The sequence below is a fragment of the Paraburkholderia sp. 35.1 genome (assembly GCF_050436525.1).
GTDB lineage: Bacteria > Pseudomonadota > Gammaproteobacteria > Burkholderiales > Burkholderiaceae > Paraburkholderia > Paraburkholderia tuberum.
Map to the genome: position 1 here is coordinate 2,928,314 of NZ_JBNDMJ010000002.1, position 21,674 is coordinate 2,949,987.

23 protein-coding genes are annotated in these 21,674 nt (G+C 62.1%); 7 read left to right on the forward strand and 16 right to left on the reverse strand.

Annotation, left to right across the window (positions count from 1 at the left end; genetic code table 11):
• Positions 1-12 precede the first annotated feature (12 nt).
• The 7 genes from OKW27_RS19290 to OKW27_RS19320 all read right to left on the reverse strand — a co-directional run bounded on the left by OKW27_RS19290 (position 13) and on the right by OKW27_RS19320 (position 6,179).
• The gene (locus OKW27_RS19290) at positions 13-1,155 is read right to left on the reverse strand and encodes a CaiB/BaiF CoA transferase family protein (RefSeq protein WP_429334458.1); all 1,143 of its coding nucleotides are present in this window, start codon (positions 1,153-1,155) and stop codon (positions 13-15) included.
• 3 nt (positions 1,156-1,158) lie between these two features.
• Positions 1,159-2,013 carry an SDR family oxidoreductase gene (locus tag OKW27_RS19295; RefSeq protein WP_184061961.1) on the reverse strand — a complete coding sequence of 285 codons (855 nt, stop codon included), beginning with the start codon at positions 2,011-2,013 and terminating at the stop codon, positions 1,159-1,161.
• A gap of 44 nt (positions 2,014-2,057) precedes the next feature.
• The gene (locus OKW27_RS19300; RefSeq protein WP_429334459.1) at positions 2,058-2,873 is read right to left on the reverse strand and encodes an enoyl-CoA hydratase/isomerase family protein; all 816 of its coding nucleotides are present in this window, start codon (positions 2,871-2,873) and stop codon (positions 2,058-2,060) included.
• Positions 2,874-2,890: 17 nt separating this feature from the next.
• Positions 2,891-3,697 carry an enoyl-CoA hydratase/isomerase family protein gene (locus tag OKW27_RS19305; RefSeq protein WP_184061963.1) on the reverse strand — a complete coding sequence of 269 codons (807 nt, stop codon included), beginning with the start codon at positions 3,695-3,697 and terminating at the stop codon, positions 2,891-2,893.
• A gap of 11 nt (positions 3,698-3,708) precedes the next feature.
• Positions 3,709-4,509, reverse strand: coding sequence for an enoyl-CoA hydratase/isomerase family protein (locus OKW27_RS19310; protein WP_429334460.1), 801 nt, complete (start codon positions 4,507-4,509; stop codon positions 3,709-3,711).
• A 93-nt stretch (positions 4,510-4,602) separates the two neighbouring features.
• Positions 4,603-5,754, reverse strand: coding sequence for a thiolase (locus tag OKW27_RS19315; protein WP_429334461.1), 1,152 nt, complete (start codon positions 5,752-5,754; stop codon positions 4,603-4,605).
• Between the two features lie 59 nt (positions 5,755-5,813).
• Entirely contained in the window at positions 5,814-6,179 is a 366-nt protein-coding gene (locus OKW27_RS19320) for a Zn-ribbon domain-containing OB-fold protein (protein ID WP_018425526.1), read from the reverse strand.
• A gap of 387 nt (positions 6,180-6,566) precedes the next feature.
• Here OKW27_RS19320 and OKW27_RS19325 point away from each other — a divergent pair, with 387 nt between their 5' ends.
• From OKW27_RS19325 to OKW27_RS19345, 5 genes are read left to right on the forward strand one after another with little or no spacing between them, the layout of a single operon-like run.
• Positions 6,567-7,730, forward strand: coding sequence for an acyl-CoA dehydrogenase family protein (locus OKW27_RS19325; protein ID WP_184061967.1), 1,164 nt, complete (start codon positions 6,567-6,569; stop codon positions 7,728-7,730).
• Between the two features lie 49 nt (positions 7,731-7,779).
• Positions 7,780-8,256 (forward strand): MaoC family dehydratase, encoded by a 477-nt coding sequence (locus OKW27_RS19330; RefSeq protein ID WP_429334462.1) that lies wholly within the window; start codon positions 7,780-7,782, stop codon positions 8,254-8,256.
• Between the two features lie 2 nt (positions 8,257-8,258).
• Positions 8,259-9,512 (forward strand): CaiB/BaiF CoA transferase family protein, encoded by a 1,254-nt coding sequence (locus OKW27_RS19335; RefSeq protein WP_429334463.1) that lies wholly within the window; start codon positions 8,259-8,261, stop codon positions 9,510-9,512.
• A gap of 38 nt (positions 9,513-9,550) precedes the next feature.
• Positions 9,551-10,315, forward strand: a complete 765-nt coding sequence (locus OKW27_RS19340) for a glucose 1-dehydrogenase (protein WP_018425530.1) — start codon at positions 9,551-9,553, stop codon at positions 10,313-10,315.
• 43 nt (positions 10,316-10,358) lie between these two features.
• Positions 10,359-11,135, forward strand: a complete 777-nt coding sequence (locus tag OKW27_RS19345; RefSeq protein WP_018425531.1) for an enoyl-CoA hydratase-related protein — start codon at positions 10,359-10,361, stop codon at positions 11,133-11,135.
• A 67-nt stretch (positions 11,136-11,202) separates the two neighbouring features.
• Here the strand turns inward: OKW27_RS19345 and OKW27_RS19350 are convergent, their stop codons facing one another.
• The 5 genes from OKW27_RS19350 to OKW27_RS19370 form a co-directional block, all read right to left on the reverse strand.
• On the reverse strand, positions 11,203-11,838 hold the full coding sequence (locus tag OKW27_RS19350) for a hypothetical protein (RefSeq protein WP_429334464.1): 636 nt from the start codon (positions 11,836-11,838) through the stop codon (positions 11,203-11,205).
• Between the two features lie 69 nt (positions 11,839-11,907).
• Positions 11,908-12,645 carry an enoyl-CoA hydratase gene (locus OKW27_RS19355; protein ID WP_429334465.1) on the reverse strand — a complete coding sequence of 246 codons (738 nt, stop codon included), beginning with the start codon at positions 12,643-12,645 and terminating at the stop codon, positions 11,908-11,910.
• A 19-nt stretch (positions 12,646-12,664) separates the two neighbouring features.
• Entirely contained in the window at positions 12,665-13,825 is a 1,161-nt protein-coding gene (locus tag OKW27_RS19360) for an acyl-CoA dehydrogenase family protein (protein WP_429334466.1), read from the reverse strand.
• Positions 13,826-13,902: 77 nt separating this feature from the next.
• On the reverse strand, positions 13,903-15,114 hold the full coding sequence (locus OKW27_RS19365) for an acyl-CoA dehydrogenase family protein (RefSeq protein WP_429334467.1): 1,212 nt from the start codon (positions 15,112-15,114) through the stop codon (positions 13,903-13,905).
• 19 nt (positions 15,115-15,133) lie between these two features.
• Positions 15,134-17,065, reverse strand: coding sequence for an AMP-binding protein (locus OKW27_RS19370; protein ID WP_429334468.1), 1,932 nt, complete (start codon positions 17,063-17,065; stop codon positions 15,134-15,136).
• Positions 17,066-17,388: 323 nt separating this feature from the next.
• Between OKW27_RS19370 and OKW27_RS19375 the strand changes: the two genes are divergently transcribed.
• Entirely contained in the window at positions 17,389-17,553 is a 165-nt protein-coding gene (locus tag OKW27_RS19375) for a hypothetical protein (RefSeq protein ID WP_429334469.1), read from the forward strand.
• 87 nt (positions 17,554-17,640) lie between these two features.
• Here the strand turns inward: OKW27_RS19375 and OKW27_RS19380 are convergent, their stop codons facing one another.
• On the reverse strand, positions 17,641-18,618 hold the full coding sequence (locus tag OKW27_RS19380; protein WP_429334470.1) for an NAD(P)H-dependent flavin oxidoreductase: 978 nt from the start codon (positions 18,616-18,618) through the stop codon (positions 17,641-17,643).
• Between the two features lie 194 nt (positions 18,619-18,812).
• Here OKW27_RS19380 and folE point away from each other — a divergent pair, with 194 nt between their 5' ends.
• Positions 18,813-19,448, forward strand: coding sequence for a GTP cyclohydrolase I FolE (gene folE, locus OKW27_RS19385; RefSeq protein ID WP_187611726.1), 636 nt, complete (start codon positions 18,813-18,815; stop codon positions 19,446-19,448).
• 91 nt (positions 19,449-19,539) lie between these two features.
• Here folE and OKW27_RS19390 read toward each other — a convergent pair whose 3' ends face one another.
• From OKW27_RS19390 to OKW27_RS19400, 3 genes are all read right to left on the reverse strand, one after another.
• Positions 19,540-20,082 carry a nuclear transport factor 2 family protein gene (locus tag OKW27_RS19390; protein WP_184032187.1) on the reverse strand — a complete coding sequence of 181 codons (543 nt, stop codon included), beginning with the start codon at positions 20,080-20,082 and terminating at the stop codon, positions 19,540-19,542.
• Positions 20,083-20,093: 11 nt separating this feature from the next.
• Positions 20,094-20,408, reverse strand: a complete 315-nt coding sequence (locus OKW27_RS19395; protein ID WP_184032186.1) for a hypothetical protein — start codon at positions 20,406-20,408, stop codon at positions 20,094-20,096.
• A gap of 475 nt (positions 20,409-20,883) precedes the next feature.
• Positions 20,884-21,669 carry an SDR family NAD(P)-dependent oxidoreductase gene (locus OKW27_RS19400; protein ID WP_090808728.1) on the reverse strand — a complete coding sequence of 262 codons (786 nt, stop codon included), beginning with the start codon at positions 21,667-21,669 and terminating at the stop codon, positions 20,884-20,886.
• Between the last annotated feature and the right edge of the window lie 5 nt (positions 21,670-21,674).

The window sequence follows — 21,674 nt, forward strand, 5'->3', positions numbered from 1 at the left end:
GTCGGGTGCGGCTCAGGCCAGCGTTCCCGCTTCTTTCAACTCGCCAATGCGGCCCGGTTCGAGCCATGCCGCCAGCGCGGCGTCGATCGTAGTCGCGTCGGGCGCCTCGGGCGCCGTCGGCTTCGCGGGCACCGTGGCGGAGAAGCGCGGCGCCGGCGCGGGCTGCACAATGCCGTCCACTTCGATGAACGTGCCGCGCGCCTTCAGATGCGCATGCTCGGGTGCCTCGGTCCACGACAGAACCGGTGCGAAGCACGCGTCCGTGTGTTCGAGCAAGGTGGTCCATTGCTCGCGTGTGCATCGCTTGAATTTCAGCGCGAACAGTGCGCGCGCGGCGGGCCAGTTGCTTGCGTCGAGCTGCGTACCCAGCGTTTGCGGATCGATGTCGAGCAGGCGGAGGAGTTCGAGATAGAACTTGTCCTCGATGGGGCCGACCGTAATCCACTTGCCGTCCGCGCATTCATAAACGTCGTAGAAGTGCGATCCCGAATCCGTGATATTCGTCCCGCGCCCGTCGCGCCAGATGCCGGCAGCCTGCATGCCGAAGAACGTGGTAGCAAGGTTGGCCGTGCCGTCGACGATCGCGGCATCCACGATCTGTCCGGCGCCGCCGTTGCGCGCATGCAGGATCGCCGACAGGAGCCCCATTGCAAGGTACAGCGAACCGCCCGCATAGTCGCCGATCAGATTCAGCGGTATCGACGGCGGCTGATCGCGGCGGCCAATTGCGTTGAGGACGCCGGTGATCGCGATGTAGTTCAGGTCATGCCCGGCGTACCGCGCGAGCGGACCTTGCTGGCCCCATCCCGTGATGCGCCCGTAAGCGAGCTTCGGATTGCGTTCGAGGCAGGCCTGCGGACCTAGCCCGAGTCGCTCGGTCACGCCGGGTCGGAAACCTTCTATCAGGGCATCGGCGCGCTCCACCAGCGTGAGCACGAGTTCGACGGCCTCCGGGTCTTTCAGGTCGAGCGCAATCGTCTTTCGGTTGCGCAGCAACAGGTTGTAGCGCAGTGGACGCTCGATACCGAGCTTGACCGGCTGGCGACGTTCGATGCGCAACACCGTCGCACCCAGATCGGCGAGCAGCATCGCCGCCATGGGCCCCGGGCCGATGCCGGCCAGCTCGATGATTCGAACTCCTGCAAGCGGACCCATGGTTCAACCCTTGCGAGCGTGGGCGCGCATGGCGTCCCATTGCTCGTCGGTCCAGTCCTGCATCGCGCGGAAGGTCGGGCCGCCCACCCCCTGCATCCAGCGGCCGCCGTCGATCACGATCATGTCGCCGGTGATGTAGCCGGAGCCATTGGACGCCAGATAAGCGTAGAGATTGGCAAGTTCCGCGTGATCGCCGAAGCGCCGCAGCGGCACCGAGCGCTCCTGCGGCTCGACCTGCGAGCCCGGCGGGTACAACTGCTCCCATGCGCCCGGCGTCGGGAACAGTCCGGGCGCCACCGCGTTCAGGCGAATGCCCTTCGGGCCCCACTCGACCGCAAGGCTACGGGTCATGGCGAGAATACCCGCCTTCGCGGCCGCGGACGGCACGGTAAAGGCCGAGCCGGTCATCGTGGGCGTCGATACGGTACTGATCACGTTGCCCGGGTGACCCGCGTCGATCCAGCGCTTGCCCGCCGCGATCGTGCAATAGAAGCTGCCGTGCAGCACGATGTCGAGCACCGCATCCACCGCGCGCGCCGACAGGCTTTCCGTGCGCGCGATGAAGTTGGCCGCCGCGTTGTTCAGCAATACGTCGAGCGGACCATCCCGCCAGATGGTCTCCATCATCGACTCGACGGACTCGGCGCTGCGCACGTCCGCCTGCACCGTCGTGACACGCGCGCCAGGCACGACGCCGCGAAACTCGTCGGCCGTCGCGTCCAGCACTTCCTTGCGGCGACCGCAGATGACGAGATCGGCGCCCAGTTCGAGGTAGCGCAGGCCGATACTCTTACCAAGGCCGGTGCCTCCCCCGGTGATGAGGATTCTTTTGTTCTTCAGCAGGTCAGGCGTAAACATATGCGTTGAACTTCCAGTAGGGACAGCAACGGAGAATGGCGGCGTCAGGCACCCGTGAAAACCGGCTTGCGTTTTTCCATGAAGGCCGTCACCGCCTCCGCGTGGTCGCTCGTTTGACGGGTCAGCGGATTGAGGTCAGTTTCGAGGCGGCATGCGTCTTCGATCGAATTGCCCGCATTGACGAGGCTCGCCTTCAGGAGCGCCAGCGTCACTGGCGGATAGCTCGCGAAGCGCGCCGCGGCCTCGATCGCCGCATCGAGCGCGCCGCCGCTCGCGACCACCTCGCTGACCAGGCCGATGCGGCGCGCCGTGGCCGCGTCGATGACATCGCCTTTCAGCATCAACTCACGCGCCTTGCTGCCGCCGACCTTTTGCGGCAGCGTCCATAGAATTCCCGTGTCGGGAAGCAGTCCGACCTTGCCGAACGCACATGAGTACTTCGCGGTATCGGCACCGACCACGACATCGCATGCAGCCGCCAGCGACAGCCCCGCTCCATAGCACGTGCCCTCCACCGCCGCGACGACCGGCTTCGTGCCCGTATAAATCAGCTTGAACAGACGCACGCCCACCGCGATGCGCTCACGAAGCGCCAGCAACTGTAGAGTGGTCGCGTGCATTTCGGACAGGTCGCCGCCCGCGCAAAAATGGCCGCCCGCGCCTGTCAGCACAATGGCGCGCGTTTGCGGATCGTCGTGCATCAGCCGGTGCAAGACCTCGGTCAGCGCAACGCGCATCCTCATGGAGAACGCGTTACGGCGCTCGGGATAGTTCATCGTGACAATGCTCACGTCGCCTTGACGGCGCACCTGCACGATCTCGTCGGCGCCCGCGGCTTTTTCCTTCTGCTCGATACTCATCGCATTGCTCCCCGCGCTCACTCACCCGTGAAGACCGGTTTGGTCTTTTCCATAAACGCCTTGCAGGCAGCCTGATGGTCTTTCGACTGACGCAGGATGGGCTGATAGTCGATCTCGGCTCGCAGCGCGCCTTCCATGGTCGTCGCGGCGTTGGTCAGCGCGTCCTTCAGCAGCGCCACGCCGAGCGGCGGCAAGTCGGCAAGACCGCGCGCAACTTCGATTGCCTTTGCGCGCGCAGTACCCGGCCCGACGACTTCGTTGGCAAGGTGAATCGTGCCGGCCTTGTCGCCGTCGATTTCAGTGGCGAGCGAGAGCATCTCCCTCGCGCGGGCCATGCCGATGCGCTTCGGAAGCGTCCACAGAATACCGGTGTCCGGAATCAGGCCAACGCGCAGAAACGCCGCGCAAAAGCGTGCATTCGAAGCAGCCACGACATAGTCGGTCGCGACCGCGAGCGACAGCCCGGCGCCGAAGGCTACGCCTTCCACGGCCGCCACGACCGGCTTGGGTCCCGCCTGCATTTCACGCACTACCACGCACGACTCCGCCAGAATCTCGCGGCTTTGCAGGATCGTGCGCTGCGTCATCTCGGAGATGTCGGCGCCGGCGCAAAAGTGCTCGCCCGCGCCCGTCAGGACGATTGCCCGCGAGTCCGGATCGTCCACCATCAGCCGATGCATTGTGTCGCGCAACAACTGACGCATCTGACGTCCCATCGCGTTGCGGCGTCGGGGATTGTTTAGCGTCACGATCGCGACCGGTCCCTCGCGGGTCACCTCGATCAGCGACGTCGTATCGTTTTCTGCCGTTTCTTTTTCGCTCATGTTGGCTTCCTTCAGTCGGCCACGAACACCGGCTTGCGCTTTTCCATGAAGGCGCGCACGGCCTCCTGGTGTTCGCGGCTGCGGCGCAGGATGGGCTGCAGGTTGACTTCCGCTTCGATGGCGTCGTCGAGCGTACGGATGCCCGTCGCGAGCGCGGCCTTCAGGTGCGCGGTGGCCACCGAGGGCAGTTCCGCGTACTGTTGCGCCACCTTCGAGGCCGCGTTCAGCGCCTCGCCGGGCTCGACGACCTGATTGGCAAAACCGGTCTCGCCCGCTTCGACGCCGTTGAACTCACGAGCACTCAACATGAGCTCGCGTGCAAGGCCACCGCCCACGCGCTGCGACAACGACCAATAGAGCCCCGTATCGGGCAGCAGCCCGACCTTGACGAACGCGCTCGCATAGCGCGCGGCCGATGACGTGACGACATAATCGCAAGCAGCGGCGAGCGACAGACCAGCGCCAAACGCAAACCCTTCGACGGCGGCGACGATCGCTTTCGGGCCTTCCACCATCAGTCTGAAGATATCGAGCGGCAGTTCATTGCGCTGTCGATATTCGAGCACCTTGCGCGTCTGCATCTCCGAGATGTCGCCACCCGCGCAAAACGTATTGCCCGCGCCGGTCAGTACGATCGCACGGCAGGCTTCCTCATGATGCATCAGGCGATAAAGCCGCGCGTACAACGTCTCGCGCATCTTTAGCGAAAACGCGTTTCGCCGTTGGGGATAGTTCAATGTGACGATCGCGATTGCACCGTCTTGCCGGACCTGTACGATCTCTGCTGCATCGTTGCTGGTCTCTTCGCTCATCTGTCCGTCTCCTGTCGATCGGGGTTAGCGCTTTAGCGCTTACTCCGATCCCATGCAAAGCTGTTGACAGTGACCCTGGCGGGCGGCGTGTCTTTACAGGGTTTCCTGCGTCCCGAGAATCACCGTGGCCTGGCTCGAGAGCACACCACCGTTACCGTGCGCGATCGCCAGCTTCGCACCGGGTATCTGGCGCTCACCAGCGCGGCCCGTCAATTGCCGCATCGATTCTTCCATCAGGAAGAGCCCATACATGCCGGGGTGAACGCACGACAAACCGCCGCCGTTCGTATTGACCGCGAGCCGGCCGCCCGGCGCGATGCCGCCGTCCGAAACGAAGTGGCCGCCTTCGCCTTTAGGGCAAAAGCCGAGGTCTTCGAGAAACAGGATGGTGTTGATCGTGAAGGCGTCGTACAGCATCGCGACATCGATATCGTTCGCCTTCACGCCCGCCATTTGATACGCACGCCTGCCCGATTCCGCTGCGGCAGTCACCGTGAGATCCGGCATGCTCGCGATTTCGCGGTGCGAAGTGGCCGAGGCCGCGCCGAGCAGATACACCGGCTTGTCGGTGAGATCACGCGCTCGATCGGCGCGCACCATGACGATCGCTGCCGCGCCATCCGTCACGAGGCAGCAATCGCGCACGGAAAGCGGATCCGACACGAGGCGCGCGCCCATCACGTCGTCGATCGACAGGGGCGTGCGCATATACGCATCCGGATTCAGTTGCGCCCACTTGCGCGCGGCGACGGCCACCTCGGCCAGATGCTCACGCTTCGTGCCGTACTGATGCATATGACGCGCCGCCGCAAGCGCATACGACGACACCGGATTCATCGGCTTATACGGGCTCTCCCACGGCGAAGGACGCGACGACTGCACGAGCTTGCCCGCCGCGCTGCGCTGATTGCTCCCATATGCAATCAAGGCAACATCGATCTGTCCCGTACACAACGCCATGGCCGCCGTGTGCGCGTAGATTTCGAACGCCGATCCGCCGCTTCGGTTGTTGTCGGTGAACTTCGGGTTAATACCGAGGTATTCGGCAAACGTGAGACCCGACAGCATGTCGTCCGGCGTGCACACGAAAAGGCCGTCTACATCGCCAGGCGTAAGTCCCACCTGGGCGAGCGCGTCAACGGACGCACGCGCAGCAAGGTCCAGCGACGACAAGCCAGGTGCTTCCCCCATCCCATAGGTGGCGCCTGCCACCAGTGCGGTACGCCCGCGCAAGTTGAATTCCATTCGATCTACCTTTCATCGGTGTGACCGGCTGTTGACGGCCGGCTGCGGGTTAGCGGGCGTCAGGCCGGTTCGAACACAAGCAATGCCGCATCCCCTCGGTACACGATCTTCGCCTGCACCGGCATGCCGATGCGCACGGCCTCCGGCTCGATGCCCTCCACACAACTCAGCATGCGCACACCTTCTTCCAGATCGATCACTGCGACGTTGTAGCTGGGCGTGGGCGATTTCTGGCGCACCACGGTAGTGGAATAAACCGTCCCCTTCCCGCAGGCTTCGACCCACTCCAGATCGCGCATCCCGGTAACCGGCTCAGCCACCCGCGGGTAGAAGACATAGCGGCCGCTGCCGCGGCTGCGCTGGATCATCAAGCGGCCCTCGGCCAGGAATTTCTGATAATCGACTTCAGGACAAAGAGAATCCATTCCCCGCTCCTCCAAATCGTTTTGCCATGGGCTCGCGCCGAATCGAGCTGTTCTGTCGGGCCAAAATGGAACAAATAACCGAACACTGTTCCAAATCTTAAACGCACTGGGAGCGCGCTGTCAACGCCGGGAAAGCCCTGCCGTGCCCCGCCGTACAAGGCTGAAACTACATCCCGACCAAATTCCCGACGCACCTCGGACAAACCCGCGGGAGCCGGTTTCAGCGCTTGACGATCACCCGGCCCTTCGTTTAATTTATCGAACATCGTTCATAAAAGTGAAGACTTCGAATGTGATCAGGAAGTGGTCGGCGGGGGCGACGTATCCCCAGTCCGGAGACGAATCCGGGGGGCCGGCCCGAAAAAACCGTTAGCAAGAGAGCTCGAAGTGACATACGAACTAACAGACGACCAGCTTCAGATCCGCGACCTCATCCGTCGCGTCGCACGGGAGCGCGTGGCGCCGCGGGCCGACGAGATCGACCGTACGGCCGGGTATCCGCACGACATGTACGCACTGCTCAAGGAACTCGGCCTCTTCACGTTGCCGTTTCCTGAAGCGTATGGCGGTGCCGGCAGCGTGATGTCGGCCTGCATCGCCGTCGAGGAGTTTGGGCGGGTTTGCTACAACACGGGCTATCTGCTGGTCGTGCAATGGACACCCTTCGGAGCGATTCTCGAAGGCGGCACCGAAGAGCAGAAGGCTCGCCTGCTGCCGGGTCTCGCCTCCGGTGAGTTGCGCGGTGCGCTGTCCATTACCGAGGCTCAAAGCGGCTCCGACGTTTCGGGCATTCGCACGACAGCGCGCCGCAAGAACGGCGGCTATGTGCTCAACGGCTCAAAGATCTGGTGCACGAATTCGCATATCGCCGACTTCATTCTCGTCGCCGCCAGGACGCTCGACGAGGAAGGACAGGCGCTCGGGATCAATCTTTTCATCGTCGATCGCAACACGCCGGGCCTGACGATCGGCAACGAAGAAGACAAGATGGGCGCGCGCGGCGTGGCGTCGTGCCCCCTTTATTTCGACGATGCCTTCATCCGCGCGGAAGACCGTCTCGGGCCGGAAGGCGGCCAGGGGTTCAAGGTGGCAATGGAGGCGCTCAACACGAGCCGTCCCATCGTGGCCGCGCGCGCGGTTGGCATCGCGCAGGGCGCGATCGATCACACCGTCAAATTCATTCAGGACCGCGTTGCGTTCGGCCAGAGCATCAGCAACTTTCAGGGTGTGCGCTGGATGATCGCTGACATGGTCACCCAGACCGAGGCCGCGCGCCAACTCGTCTATCGCACGGCGTCGCTCGTCGATGCGGGCGTTAGCGGCCGTGAACTCGCCCCAATGGCGGCGATGGCGAAGATGTTCGCGTCGGATGTCGCCATGAAGGTCGCGACCGATGCCGTGCAGCTATTCGGCGCCGCAGGCATCTCCAACGAGTACCCGATCAACCGTTATTTCCGCGACGCGAAGGTGGTGCAGATCATCGAAGGCACCAACCAGATCCAACGCAACATCGTCGCGGACAGCGTGCTAGGCCGCATCAAGAAGAACTGACAACGACAGCTCAGCTAACAGCCGAGCCGACAACGACAGAGGACAGGCAATGGAAGAAATCGAAACGGTTGGTCTGGGAATTCACTGGGAGGACCTGCCCATTGGACGCAAGTTCAAGACCGTGGGCCGCACGGTGACCGAAACGGATGTCGTGAATTTTGTTTCGGTGACCGGCATGCTGGAAGTTCTGTTCACCAACACCGAGTTTCTTCGCGAGCAGTCGGCCATCAAGGGGCGCGTCGCGCCGGGCGCGCTGGTCTTCACGCTGATGGAAGGGCTGCTCACGCAGGCCACCATGCAGGGCGTTGGCTTCGCGTTCCTCAACATGGAACTCGACATCAAAGGCCCGACCTATGTGGGCGACACGATTCACGTGGAATGCGAGGTGATCGAATGCAGGCCTAGCAAGGGGCGCCCCGGACTTGGGCTGGTTCGCACCCGTAACCGCGTGATCAGGCAGGACGGCACGGAAGTGATGGTGTACACGCCGCTCAGACTCGTTAAAGGCAAGGACTACAAGGCCTGAGCATGGAAAATCCCCAACAACCCCTCGAACCGGCGACCGGCCCGTTAGCCGGTGTCCGCGTGATCGACCTGACCATCAACGTGCTCGGTCCGGTCGCCACGCAGCTACTCGGCGACATGGGCGCGGACGTCATCAAGATCGAACCGCCCGAAGGCGACCAGAACCGCAAGAATGGCCCTGGCCGCAACCCCGACATGGCAGTGTTCTATACGATCATGAACCGCAACAAGCGCAGCGTGATCCTGAACCTGAAGCAGGCCGAATGCCGCGAAGCGCTGCTCAAGCTCGTCGAGACCGCCGACGTCATCGTGCACAGCATGCGCCCGAGTGCCGCCGAGCGCCTCGGCATCGACTATGAAACCGTGCGGGCGCGCAACCCACGCATCGTGTACGCGTCGGGTGCCGGCTATCGAATCGACGGACCCTACAAGGACCGCCCCGCTTTCGACGACGTGATTCAGGGCGAAACCGGCATTGCCGCGATGAACCGCGACGCGGACGGCTCGCCGCGGTACTTCCCCACCGTGATCGTCGACAAGTTCTGCGGCTACGTACTGGCGTCGTCGATCGGCATGGCGCTCTATCACCGCGAGCGGACCGGTGTCGGCCAGCTCGTCCATGTGCCGATGTTCGAAACGATGCTGCAATTCAATCTTTTCGAGCATCTTTGGGAAGGTGCGCTGGGCTCCAATGACGGAACCGGCCTCGGCTATCCGCGCATGTTCTCGCCGCACCGCCGGCCCTACGCGACAAAAGACGGGCATATCTGCCTGCTCGCCGTGAATAACGAGCAATGGCGCCGCGTGCTGTGCGCAATCGGTGCAGCGCATCTGCTCGACGACCCGCGCTTCCACCACATGGCCGAGCGTATGCGCAACATCAGCGAGCTGTATCGCATCGTCGGCGACGCCATCCGCAACAAGACGACTGCGGAATGGAATGCGATCTTCGCCTCGGCGGACGTGCCGCACGGTCCCGTGCGCGACCTGAAAGACCTGATGCACGACGCGTACATCAAGGAGACCGGGTTCTTCCAGCGCTTCGAGCACCCGACCGAAGGCGACATGGTCATGACCTCGATACCGGTGCACTTCTCCGAGTCGCCCGGCAACGTTCGCTATCTGCCGCCGAATCTCGGCGAGCACAGCATCCAGGTTCTGGTCGAAGCGGGATATAGCGCGGACGAAGCAAGCGCGCTCCTCGCCCTGGCCACAGGAAGGGGCGAAGCCGTATCGGAAGCGCTGAGCAAGGATTAACTGGCGCGGCAGCGCCTCGCACATCACGGAGGGAATCAATGAAGGGGCTCAAGGAGAAGGTCGTCGTCGTCACTGGCGCGGCAGGTGGGATCGGAACCGCCATCAGCAGACGATTCGGCGACGAAGGTTCGACCGTCGCGCTGTTCGACCTGAACGAAGAAGGCGCCGTGCGTGTCGCGGCGGAAATCGAGGCGGCGGGCGGCAAGGCGCGAGCCTACCGCGTCGACATCACGGATCACGAAGGTGTGCATGCTGCGGTGGCGAGAGTCGAGGAAGAACTGGGACCGATCGAGGTTCTCGTGAACAACGCCGGCTGGGACATGGGTGCGTTCTTCCTGCAAACCGAGAAACCGTTCTGGGACAAGGTGGTGGCGATCAATCTGTACGGACCGCTGAACATGCACCACGCCGTGCTGCGACGGATGGCCGAACGTGGCCGTGGCCGCGTCGTCAACATCTCGTCGGATGCGGGACGCGTGGGCTCCTCGATGGAAGCGGTGTACTCGTTCTGCAAAGGCGGCCTCATCGCCTTCACGAAGACGATGGCACGCGAAATGGCCCGCCAGATGATTCCCGTCAACGTCGTTTGCCCCGGCCCGACCGCGACCCCGCTTCTCGACAACCTCGCGCAGGGCGAGAAAGGCGAGCGCATCAAGGCCGCCCTGGTGAAGGCCGTGCCGTTCGGCCGCATGGGCGAACCTGGCGACATCCCGGGCGTGGTGGCCTTTCTCGCGAGTGACGACGCCGCGTTCATCAGCGGTCAGGTCATCAGCGTGTCGGGCGGTCTGACGATGGCTGGATAAACGGCAGCGCGAACGCAATCAATCAACAACATTGGAATACGACATGGAATTCAAGGACATCGGCTATCAGGAGGCGGACGGGGTCGCGACGATCACCATCAATCGCCCGAAGGTGTACAACGCATTCAGCGCCAACACCGTTGAGGAACTCATCAAGGCCTTCGGCGCCGCGGGATGGAACAAGGATATCGGCGTCGTGGTGCTCACTGGCGCCGGCGACAAGGCGTTCTGCACGGGCGGCGACCAGTCCGGCGACGGCTACAACGGGCGCGGCACCGTCGGTCTGCCGATCGAGGAACTGCAAAGCATCATCCGCGACATTCCGAAGCCCGTGATCGCACGCGTGAACGGCTATGCAATCGGCGGCGGCAACGTGCTGGTGACGCTCTGCGATCTCGCCATCGCTGCCGAGACCGCGGTCTTCGGTCAGGTCGGCCCGAAGGTCGGGTCGGTCGATCCGGGCTTCGGCACCGCCTACCTCGCGCGCATCGTCGGCGAGAAGCGCGCGCGCGAAATCTGGTACCTGTGCCGCAAATACAGCGCGAAACAGGCGCTCGACTGGGGTCTCATCAACGCCGTCGTGCCCGCGGAACAACTCGACGCCGAAACGAAGAAGTGGTGCGACGAGATTCTGCAGATGAGCCCCACCGCTATTGCGCTCGCCAAGCGCTCGTTCAATATCGATACCGAGAACATCCGCGGCATCGGCGCGTTCGCGATGCAGGCGCTTGCGATGTACTACGACACGGACGAATCGAAGGAAGGCGGCAATGCGTTCCGCGAAAAGCGCAAGCCTGAGTTTCGCAAGTACGTGAAGTGACCGGCGGAAATGCCGGCGGGGCGACGCTCGGCTCGGCGTCGCCCTTTGCGCATACGCGCGCCGAAGTTCAGTATTTGCGGAAGTTCACGCCGACACGCGTGCCAAGCCCCGGGAGCCGGTTGATGGGGCGGCTGCCATGCTCCGGGGCGGCTTCGCCCCATGCGAACCACACGTCAGGCTCGCGCGCGTCGCCCACGCGCCGCCAGCGGCCGTCCACCTGCGGATTCCTGAGCGTCCCGAGACCGACCAGACGCCCGCGCGGATCGGGCATGAACGCCCACTCTTCGCCGAACGCCGAGTAACGGAGGCGTTCCTGCCAATACCCATTCGCGCCGAAATCGATGGTGCCCGTCACGTCATAGGTAAAGCGCACCTCGCCCTTCTCGTTGCCGAGAATCGCGAAGCCGAACATGTCGTTACCTAGCGTGAAGTGCCCGAAGTCGATGCTGCCATCCTTATAACGCGTCGCCCACGTGTACCAGACGAGTTCCAGCTTCTCCCGCACCAGCGCATCTTTCGTCTTGTAGATCTCGCCGCCTGCGTTGACGACTGCCGCGACATACCGTGCGTGGGACACGCGCGGCCCAAGACCGCCGCAAAGTAACGGGTGACGAATGCCGAGCGCACTGGCATAGCCAATGCCGCGACTCGATCCGGTGACGATTGCGACCTTGTCCGTGAGGTCAAAAAGCGATGAGGGCATACGTACTCCACAAAAATGGAGGCTTGTCGATGAAAGCCCTCGCGTCGCGCGCTTCGCTCAGGCAAGCGATTATTTCCCCACCTGCCACGCCATGCCGCCGCTTTGCTTTCTTTGCGCCAATGCCGCCTTCTCGATCCGCAACGCCTCTTCCAGCGAAGCTAGCGCACCCTGATCGATCACGCGCTTGACCGTCGCGACGAGCTCGGGTCGGCGGCTCGCAATCGTCTTCGCTAGTGACGCTGCCCGCTCCATCAGTTGCTCGTGGCTGACCACCTCGTTCACGAGGCCGATGCGCAACGCCGTGGCGGCGTCAATCGGATCGCTCGTCAAGCTGAACTGCTTCGCCCACCGCGGACCCACGATATACGGCAACCTCGCGGTCATGCCGCCCCCCGCGAGCGCGCCGATTTTCGTGTGCGTGTCGGCAAAGCGCGCACGCTCGGACGCGATGATGAAATCGCACCCCATTGCAAGTTCCAGCCCGCCTGTAACGGCAGCGCCGTTGACCGCCGCGATTACCGGCTTGGTGATGCGCGGCCACATATCGATCATGTCCGCGACCCGCGTGCGCGGCGCATCGGGCGCGGAAAAATCATTCAGGTCGAGCCCAGCACAAAAGGCCGGATCGGCGCCCGTCACGATAAGGACGCGCAGGCTTTGGTCCGCTTCGAAACGATGCAATGCGTCGACCAGCGCTTCGGTCAATGCGAGGTTCAGTGCGTTGCGGGCCGCGGGCCGGTTCAGTGTCAACGTGAGAACCGTTCCGTCACTCTGCACGCCGAGCAGATCGGTTGCATTTGCGTTCATGGCAATGCCTCGAAAGGGTTCACGCCGCCGCGACCAATGCCTCGTGCTGAATCTGGCGTGCGTAGCGATTCAGGTGGTAGTCCGTGTTGCCGAACAATGCGTCGAGCACCAGATGACGGCGATAGTGATGGCCCACCTTGTATTCATCCGTGATGCCGTAGCCACCGTGCAACTGGATACCCTGTTGCGTGACGAACTTCGCGCCACGAGTGGTCTGTGCCTTGCAGCCCGAGATTTCGACGCTCCGGTTCTCCCTGTCCTCGCTGATAGAGAGCAACGCACGGTGCAGTGTTGCGCGCGCCTGCATCGCTTCGATCGCCATGTCGGCCATCCGGTGTTGCAGCGCCTGGAAGCTGCCAATCGCCACCCCGAACTGCTTGCGCGTTTTCAAGTACTCCGCCGCGAGCTCGATAGCGTCTTCCATATCGCCCACCAGTTCGGCACAGATCGCAACGACCGCTTCGTCAACGGCGGCCTGCAGTCCTTCGAACGCTCGCCCAGCCTCACCCAGAACATTCGATTCCGCGACGATCACACCATCGAGCAGCAAGTCGGCAGATGGCGTGCCGTCGAGCAGCGCGCAAGTCTTCAGCGTCACGCCTGCCTGCTTCGGATCGACGACGAAAACCCCGATGCCGTCCGTGGCATCGGCTGCACCCGCCGCGCGAGCGACGACGAGCAGACGGTCTGCAACGGGCGCTCCAACCACGAGCGTCTTATAGCCGTCCAGCCGCCAAGACCCGTCCTCTGTCTTCTTCGCGGCGGCCGTCACGTAATGCACCTGACCCCGCGCTTCACGTTCACTTTGTGCGACCGCATAGACAGTCTCGCCCGAAACGATCTCGCCAAGTATCGCCTCGCGCTGCCCGTCTCGCCCGCAGCGCGTGACAAGCGACGCAGGAAACACACCACACATCACGTATGGTTCCAGCACCAGCGCGCGCCCGATCTGCTCGGCCACGATGGCGCTTTCGACTGACGAGAAACCGAGCCCGCCCAATTCATCCGGCACCGCGACACCGAGCCAACCCATTTCGCCGAACGTATGCCACGTCTCGCGCGAAAATCCGCCTCCTTGCGAAGCAAGATTGCGGCGATGTTCGAACGTATAACTCTTTTGCAAGAAACGTTGCGCGCTTTCCTGCAACATTCGCTGTTCGTCGCTCAACTCGAAGTCCATGCTGCACCCTCTTTATGCCGGCAATTGATGCGATCCCACGTCTCGGGGATCGAAGACCGTCGTGACTCGATACGGCGTCAAAGATCGAACAGTGCTTTGGCGATGATGTTTCGCTGAATTTCGGCCGTCCCGCCATAGATCGAGCAAGCCCGTCGATAGAAGACCTCTGCCGCCAGGCCTGGCGCGTATTCAGGTCCGATGAACCGGGCTTCGCGCAGCTCTCGCTCTTCATTCGGATCGGGATAGAACACGGCGCCGTAATCGCCGATCACCTCCAGCAGCATCTCCGTGAGCTTCTGATGGAGTTCAGATCCGCGTACTTTGAGCATGGATCCGATCGCCATACCGCCACTGCGCTCGTCGATCCCTTGATGCAGGATTTTCTGCACCGCCATGTCGATCGCGCGAACCTCCAATTCGTGCTGCGCCAAACGTGCCGCAAACGTCGGATCCTGGATCAATGGCTTGCCGGCCATCCGTTCGCGCGAGGCGTAGTGCCGGATCTTGCGCAGATAGCGCTTGAGGGAAGGCGCTTCAGCGCCAAGAAACGCCCGCTCGTTAAACAGCAGAAACTTGGTGTATCCCCACCCCTTGTTGACCTCGCCGATAAGGTTTTCAGCGGGCACACGCACGTTGTCGTAGAAGACTTCCGCCAGATGATGGCAGCCATCGAGCGACGCGATCGGCCGCACGGTAACGCCCGGCGACGACATGTCGAGCAGCAGGAAGGAAATGCCCTTTTGTGGCTTCGCTTCGCTATCCGTGCGGACCAGCACGAAATTCCATTGACCGTAGGCGCCGAAGCTGGTCCAGATCTTCTGTCCATTGACGATGTAGTGGTCTCCATCGCGAACCGCCGTCGTACGTAGCGATGCAAGATCGGAACCCGAGCCCGGCTCTGAAAAACCCTGTACCCAGAACACTTCACCACGCTGAATAGGAGGAAGAAAGCGCCGCTTCTGCTCTTCGTTGCCAAACTCGCAAATCACGGGTCCGACGAGCGACACGCCCGCCTGATTCTGTATCGGTGCGCCTGCCAGATAGCATTCTTCCTCGAAGATGTAACGCTGCATCGCGGTCCACCCCGTGCCGCCGTCAGCAACCGGCCAATGCGGCACCGACCAGCCGTGCGTTTCGTGCAAGATGCGCGTCCAGCGCTGTGAATCGTCGTCACCTGCCAGAAAGCCCTGCTGCCCGCGAAAGGCCAGGTCGGCCGGCAAATGCTCGTTGAGGAACGCACGAACTTCTTTGCGGAACGCGATGTCCGCGGGATCTACGCGAAAATCCATGGTTTAGCTTCCAGCGTTTTCAGTACGTTGAACCGCGGCGCGCGCCTCGATCTGCGCCCGCTGCTGCGCCAGCGTTGCCGACCAATGTGCGCGGCGTGGGCGGCACGCAATAAAGCTCGTCCACGACACCGCGCCGTCGCTCGAGCACATTGCGTTGGCTGATTGCGCTCTTTGCACTCAATTCGCCGTTATCGAGCGTCGGCTGCTCGCTTTCGAGCACGATGCGCGCAATGCGCGTCGAGCTGCCGCCAGGACGCGCGGCGAGCTGGTCGAGTCCGGTCTGGAAGAACGCGCGCACGCCGCGGCTGTTAATGATCTGGTCGACGCCCGGCGTCGGATCGTGAAGGTCGTCGCAAAGCGCACGGCACGCTTCGACGTCAGGGAAGACGAGCGCGCTCAGGTAGTCGCGGTCGTGCCCGGCAATCACGATATCCCGCGCATACGGGCCCAACACGTTCAGCGCGTACAGTCGCAACTCGGCGACGTTGACCCAGGTGCCCGAGGACAGCTTGAAATTTTCCGCAATGCGTCCGTCGAAGCGCAGTCCCAGTTCGAGGCGCTGCGGGTCGATGAACGTTGCTGCGTCACCGGAGCGGAAATAGCCTTCCTCGTCGAACGCGGCGGCGGTGCGCTCGGGATCTTTCCAATAGCCGGGCGTCACACAGTCGCCGAGGAAACGGATTTCCAGCTTCGCGCCGACCGGCGCCACCTTCACTTTGACGCCGGGCACGGGCAACCCCGCAATCGCTTCCCGTCGCGGATCCCAGGCCGCCGATAGCGGCGTTGGGCCTGCTTCCGTGCTGCCGATGCCCGACATGATGAGCACACGCTGGCCGATGGTACGCACCGCGAGCTCGTCGAGTTGAGCCCAGATGTATTTCGGCAGACTTGCGCCGCCGTAGTAGATGAGCGCGAGTTTGCTAAAGAATTTCTCGCGCAGTGCCTTGTCCGCCTGCAGATGCGGAATGAGCGAAGCCAACCCTTGCGGCGTATTGAGGTAGACCGCCGGCGCGATTTCACGCAATGCCTGCACCGTCGGGCCAATTTCCTCCGGCGTTGGCTTGCCTGGGTCCAGGTAGTAAGTCCCCCCGCCGTACAGCACCATGCCGAAGTTATGCGTGCCGCCAAAAGTGTGATGCCAAGGCAGCCAGTCGACGAGATCCGATGGCCCGTCCTGAAGAAACGCGAACACCTGGGCGACTTGCTGTCGATTGCTGCACAACATGCGCTGCGGGTAGATCACGCCTTTCGGTGCGCCTGTCGTTCCCGAAGTAAACATGATCTTGCCCACCGTATCCGGGCCGACTGCCTTGAACGCCTTGTCGACGTCGGCTGTAACCGGCGTCTTCAGCCACTGCGCGACGCGCGAACCGCCACGACCCTCCGGCAACGGACCGACGACGACACATTCCACGTCGCCGAACACCTCACGCAATGCACGGCCATACTGCGCGCCGTCCTCCGCGAAGACGAGGCCGGGCGTGCATACCGCCGCGAGTTGCCTGAGCTTCGAAAAGTCCTGCGATAACAGCGAATACGCGGGTGTCACCGGGATATAGGGAATCCCGACGTGCAATGCGGCGAGCGCGAAGAGCGCGTGTTCAAAGCTTCGATCGGAAAGAATCATCAACGGACGAGACGGCGACAATCCTCGATCGAGCAGCGCCTGCCCCAGCGCACGCGCACCGTCGAACGCCTGGCGGTAGGTCAGAGACTCCCATGACTTGCCGTCCGACGTCCGCCGCGCGAGCAACGCGCGCTCGGGCGTGACGCTCGCCCAGTGTTCGAGCCGCTCCGTCAAGCGGATCGGATACGCCTGGAGCGGTTCCTTCAGTTCATACACAACGCTTCCGTCTGGCCTTCGCTCGACGATGGCATCCATGCTGCCGACGCGAATCGGGCGAAACGGCACATCCATCAGGGCGTCGTGCGAAGCCGTACCTGCATCCATCTGAGTCGTCCTGTTGTTATCTGGCAAGTCATGTCCCGCGAGCGCTCGCATCGCCTTCCGATACCTGGAAATGTTGCGGGCCAAGTTCAACCAATAATTGAACGTCGATCATATTTCTGAACCAGAATAACGCGAAATCCCAGCCACGTCTATCCGTTGTCACCCACAAGGAAGGCCTGATAGCACACACGCAATCTGGCGCGAATGACGCGCGCAATGTCCGGCACGATCGCAGCCTTGCGCATCGCACAACAACGTGGACAGAAAACAAAAATTGTGCCAATTTCTGAACGCCATTCTCATTGTTAAACACGACACCGGAATTGCTCGGTGGCGATTTGCTGACACTGCCGACCGGTTCGATCGACGACTGGCTGCGTCTTGCTTATACCGATGTTCCCGAAAGGCTCTGGCCAGCGGCATCCCGGTCGCTGCTGGCGCATCTCGAACGACTCGACGAACAAGGTCGTCCGACTTCGCAGGCCTGATTGCGATCGTCATGCATGCATCGGCTGCCACGCCCGCTAAAACCGGGGGCGCGGGCGGCCTTGTTCGACGGCCGTCTTGTTGCGGACTCAGCTCTCTTCTACAAGCGCGGCCAGCCGGCCATGAATGAGTGCGCGCGCCTCGCCGACCATCCGACTCACGAGTTCCGCGCAGGTGGGAATATCCTCGATAAGCCCGATTGCGAGGCCAGCCGGAAACGTGCCGTCTTCGGTGTCACCCGTCTCGTACACTCGCTTACCGCGCTCACCGCTCACCAGCGGCTTGAGATCCGCAAACGTCACACCCTCTTTTTGCTCGAGTTCCAACACCTGCTCCGCTACCGAATTCCTGAAGATACGCGACGTGTTCTTCAGCGTGCGGAAGATCAACGCCGTATTGCGCTCGTCATGCTCTACGAGCCTGCGCTTGACGTTCTCGTGAATCGGTGCCTCCCGCGTTGCCATGAAGCGCGTACCCATATTGATCCCGTCCGCGCCGAGCGCGAGCGCGGCGACCATGCCGCGCGCATCGGCAATGCCGCCTGACGCAAGCATCGGAATATGCAGTTTCGCGGCCGCGGCCGGCAACAGGATCAGATTGGGCACGTCGTCCTCGCCCGGATGTCCGGCGCACTCGAATCCGTCCACGCTCACGGCGTCGCAGCCCAACGCCTCCGCTTTCAGCGCGTGACGCACCGACGTGCACTTGTGGATGACCTTGATTCCCGCAGCCTTGAATGCGGGCATATATGGCTCGGGATTGCGTCCCGCCGTCTCGACGATCTTCACACCGTTCTCCACGACCGCTTGCACGTACTCGTCGTACGGCACTGGCTTGATGGTCGGCAGAATGGTCAGGTTGACGGCGAACGGCTGATCCGTCATTGAGCGAACCCGAGCGATCTCGTTGCGCAGCGCCTCGGGCGTGGGCTGCGTCAGAGCAGTGATGGTGCCGAGCGCACCGGCGTTCGAGACGGCGGCGGCAAGTTCAGCGCGACCCACCCACATCATGCCCCCTTGAACAATGGGGTATCGAATCCCAAGCAGCTCTGTAATGCGCGTTTTCATGTGCTGATCCCTGTGTAAGTGCAACCTGATCTTTCGACCGGCAATGGGTCGAACGCCGCGTGTAAGATGCGCCGGTAGTTTGTATTTACGAACACTGTGCAATTATATACACTTCCTCCACATCGCCGACACTCGTGTGCCGCACTCGCGGACGCCGATGCGATTGCACGAGGCATGAATGATCAGGAGAGTTGATGAACAAGCGAGACAATCAGATTGGCGCTGAGGAAGTGTCGATTCGCCCCACGCCGGACGAGGCGGAACAAGCCGTGCGCACGCTGATCCGATGGGCCGGTGACGATCCCGAAAGGGAAGGTCTCATTCAAACACCTGCACGCGTCGCGCGCGCATACCGCGAGTTCTTCTCGGGCTATGACTCCGATCCGATGCAGATTCTCGCCACCACGTTTTCCGAAGTGGATGGCTACGACGAGATGGTGGTGCTAAAGGACATCCGTTTCGAGAGCTACTGCGAACACCATATGGTGCCTATCATCGGACGTGCGCACGTTGCCTACTTGCCCGAGCATCGCGTGGTCGGCATCTCCAAACTCGCCCGCCTCGTCGATGTCTATGCCAAGCGCCTACAGATTCAGGAGAAGATGACCGTTCAGATCGCCGATGCGCTGAACACCGTGCTGCAGCCGAAGGGAGTCGCTGTCATTCTCGAAGCTGCGCATCAGTGCATGAGTACGCGAGGCGTGCACAAGCCCGGCGCATCGCTGGTGACGAGCCGAATGCTGGGCGCATTCCGTGACGATCCTTCCACCCGCCGCGAGTTTCTGTCGATTGTCGGTCACAGCACGATTGCTCCATTACCCAATAGCTGAATGCCAACGTCGGCTTGCTGCCGACGTTGGCTTTCATGGCAAATCGATGCTGGTATCCGTGGCAAGCGTCGTTGCCGGCTTGCGTCTGGCCTTAAACCTCGCTGGGTTGGCGCGTCTTTAAAGGCCGTTCGTAAGAGACGTCTTCACGATTTCGTGCACTGACGCCATTGCCCATCAGGATTTCTCGCCACGCAGTAGGCACTTCCGCAGGGGTCAGTTCGTTGATCGCTTCGGAGATGCAGACACGGGCGGCAATCGCCCACACGCCATCACGCTTTTCGAAGCGGTCGATATAGCGCCCCACCGCTAGCGTGTCTGGCTTGACGCGATTTTCTCCGAAGAAAAGCCAGTACGTCTCCCCGTGCGCCTCGTCGCCCTGCAATTCGACGCTGTGATTGAACACCATATGGTGGTGCGACAACTGATGCTCGGTATGATACGCAAAGGCCCAGTCGACGAATTCCTCTGCATCCCCGACGAATGCGCCGTGGTCGTCGATTGCGTCCGGATGGTACGCCGACAGCGTCAACTTCCGGTCCATGCGATCGACCCCGCGGCAATAGCGGTGTACGCATTCGAGTATGTCCTGCTTATCCAACAGTGCTTCGACGCGCGCGCTCAGTTCTTCATTCATGGCTTCTACCGTTAGATAGTCATGGCGACAAAAAAGACGACCGCACCGATCACGGCGCCAATGAAGCAACAACCCTCGCCTGTCGACAAATCGGCTTCCTGCGCTCGCGCACGGCTCGCAATCGCACATCCGACGATGCCCGCCAATGCCGTCGCCCCGAGCACGGCAAACATCATCACGACGTCGAAGAGTGCGGACCGGCCTAGCTCTTCCATGCGCAGATCGCGTTGCAGCAGCCAGACTGCCGCCGCCGAAATCGACAGGAGAATGAGTGGGAGCCATACTCTACGCGCTTCCCGAGCGCTCTCGCGAGTCAGCGTTTTCATCGCGCCCGGCCCTCCGTCCGCAGCTTGCCCAGAGCACGAGGCGCCACCGCGCCCAACACGCGCGCCGCCCAATTCGATTGTTTTGCGCGAGCCGATTCGTCCGACGACGGAGCGCCCTTTTCAGCGCGCTGGCGACGATAGTCGTACGTATAGTCTGCAAGAGGACCACGTAAATCGCTGTCGAGAAAGTACATCGCATGTCTCCGATCAGGCTTATGCTCTCGGGCGCTTGCGTGGCGCCTCTTGATGGACATCCTAGGCCATGGAATATGGTTATGCAACAAGTCGTTCAATTAATGGCGTCGGTGTTTTCACTACCCGACAAGGCACAGACCGACGCGCATGCGCGAGCGCCCGCGGCACACATGGACGTGTGTGCGAACGGGTCGGCAATCAATCGGGGAAAGGGAATGGCAGCGCTAAGCCGCGTTTTCGACGCAGCTTAGCGATTCGAAAATGACACGCAGACGAGTGATCAGGAGACCTGGAAGCCGCCGTCGACAGCGAGAAGCTGACCGGTGACGTAGTCCGATGCCGGCGACGCGAAAAACAACACTGCCCTGGCGATATCGGAGGCAACGCCGATGCGGCCCAGCGGCATGCGGCCAGGTTGGGTGATCGGCCCGTGAGCCTGATGAACCTTCGTCGATGCGGCCGCGCCCTCGGTTGCCACGCCGCCGGGCAGCACTGCGTTCACGCGAATTCCGTCTGCTGCGAATTCGAGCGCTGCCACCTTGGTGAGGTTGTTGACGCCCGCCTTCGACGCGCCGTAGTCACCGTTGTCGAAAATCACCGGCTGCAGCGAAGCCACCGACGAAATATTGATAATGGAACCGCCGTTTTTGGCACCTTGCATTCGCTTGATCGCTTCGCGCATGCAGAGGAAGGTGCCGCGCAAGTTGATGCCGAGCACCTTGTCCCACTTTTCTACCGACGTCTCGACGAATTTCGTCTTCGGATAGATGCCCGCGTTGTTCACGAGAATGTCGAGGCGCCCAAGTTTGGCCTGCACCGTTTCGTACATCGCAAGAATCGACGATTCATCGCTGATGTCCACTTTGATCGCGATAGCCTTGCCAGACGCACTTTCGATTTGGCTGGCCGTCTGCTGCGCCGCTTCCTCATTCAGGTCCGCCGCGACCACCGCCGCGCCGGCCGACGCCAGCAGCAAAGCCGTCTCGCGGCCGATGCCTGAGCCTGCCCCTGTTACCACCGCCACTTTCTGATCGAGATTGAAAAGACTCGCCACATTCGTGCTCATTGCTC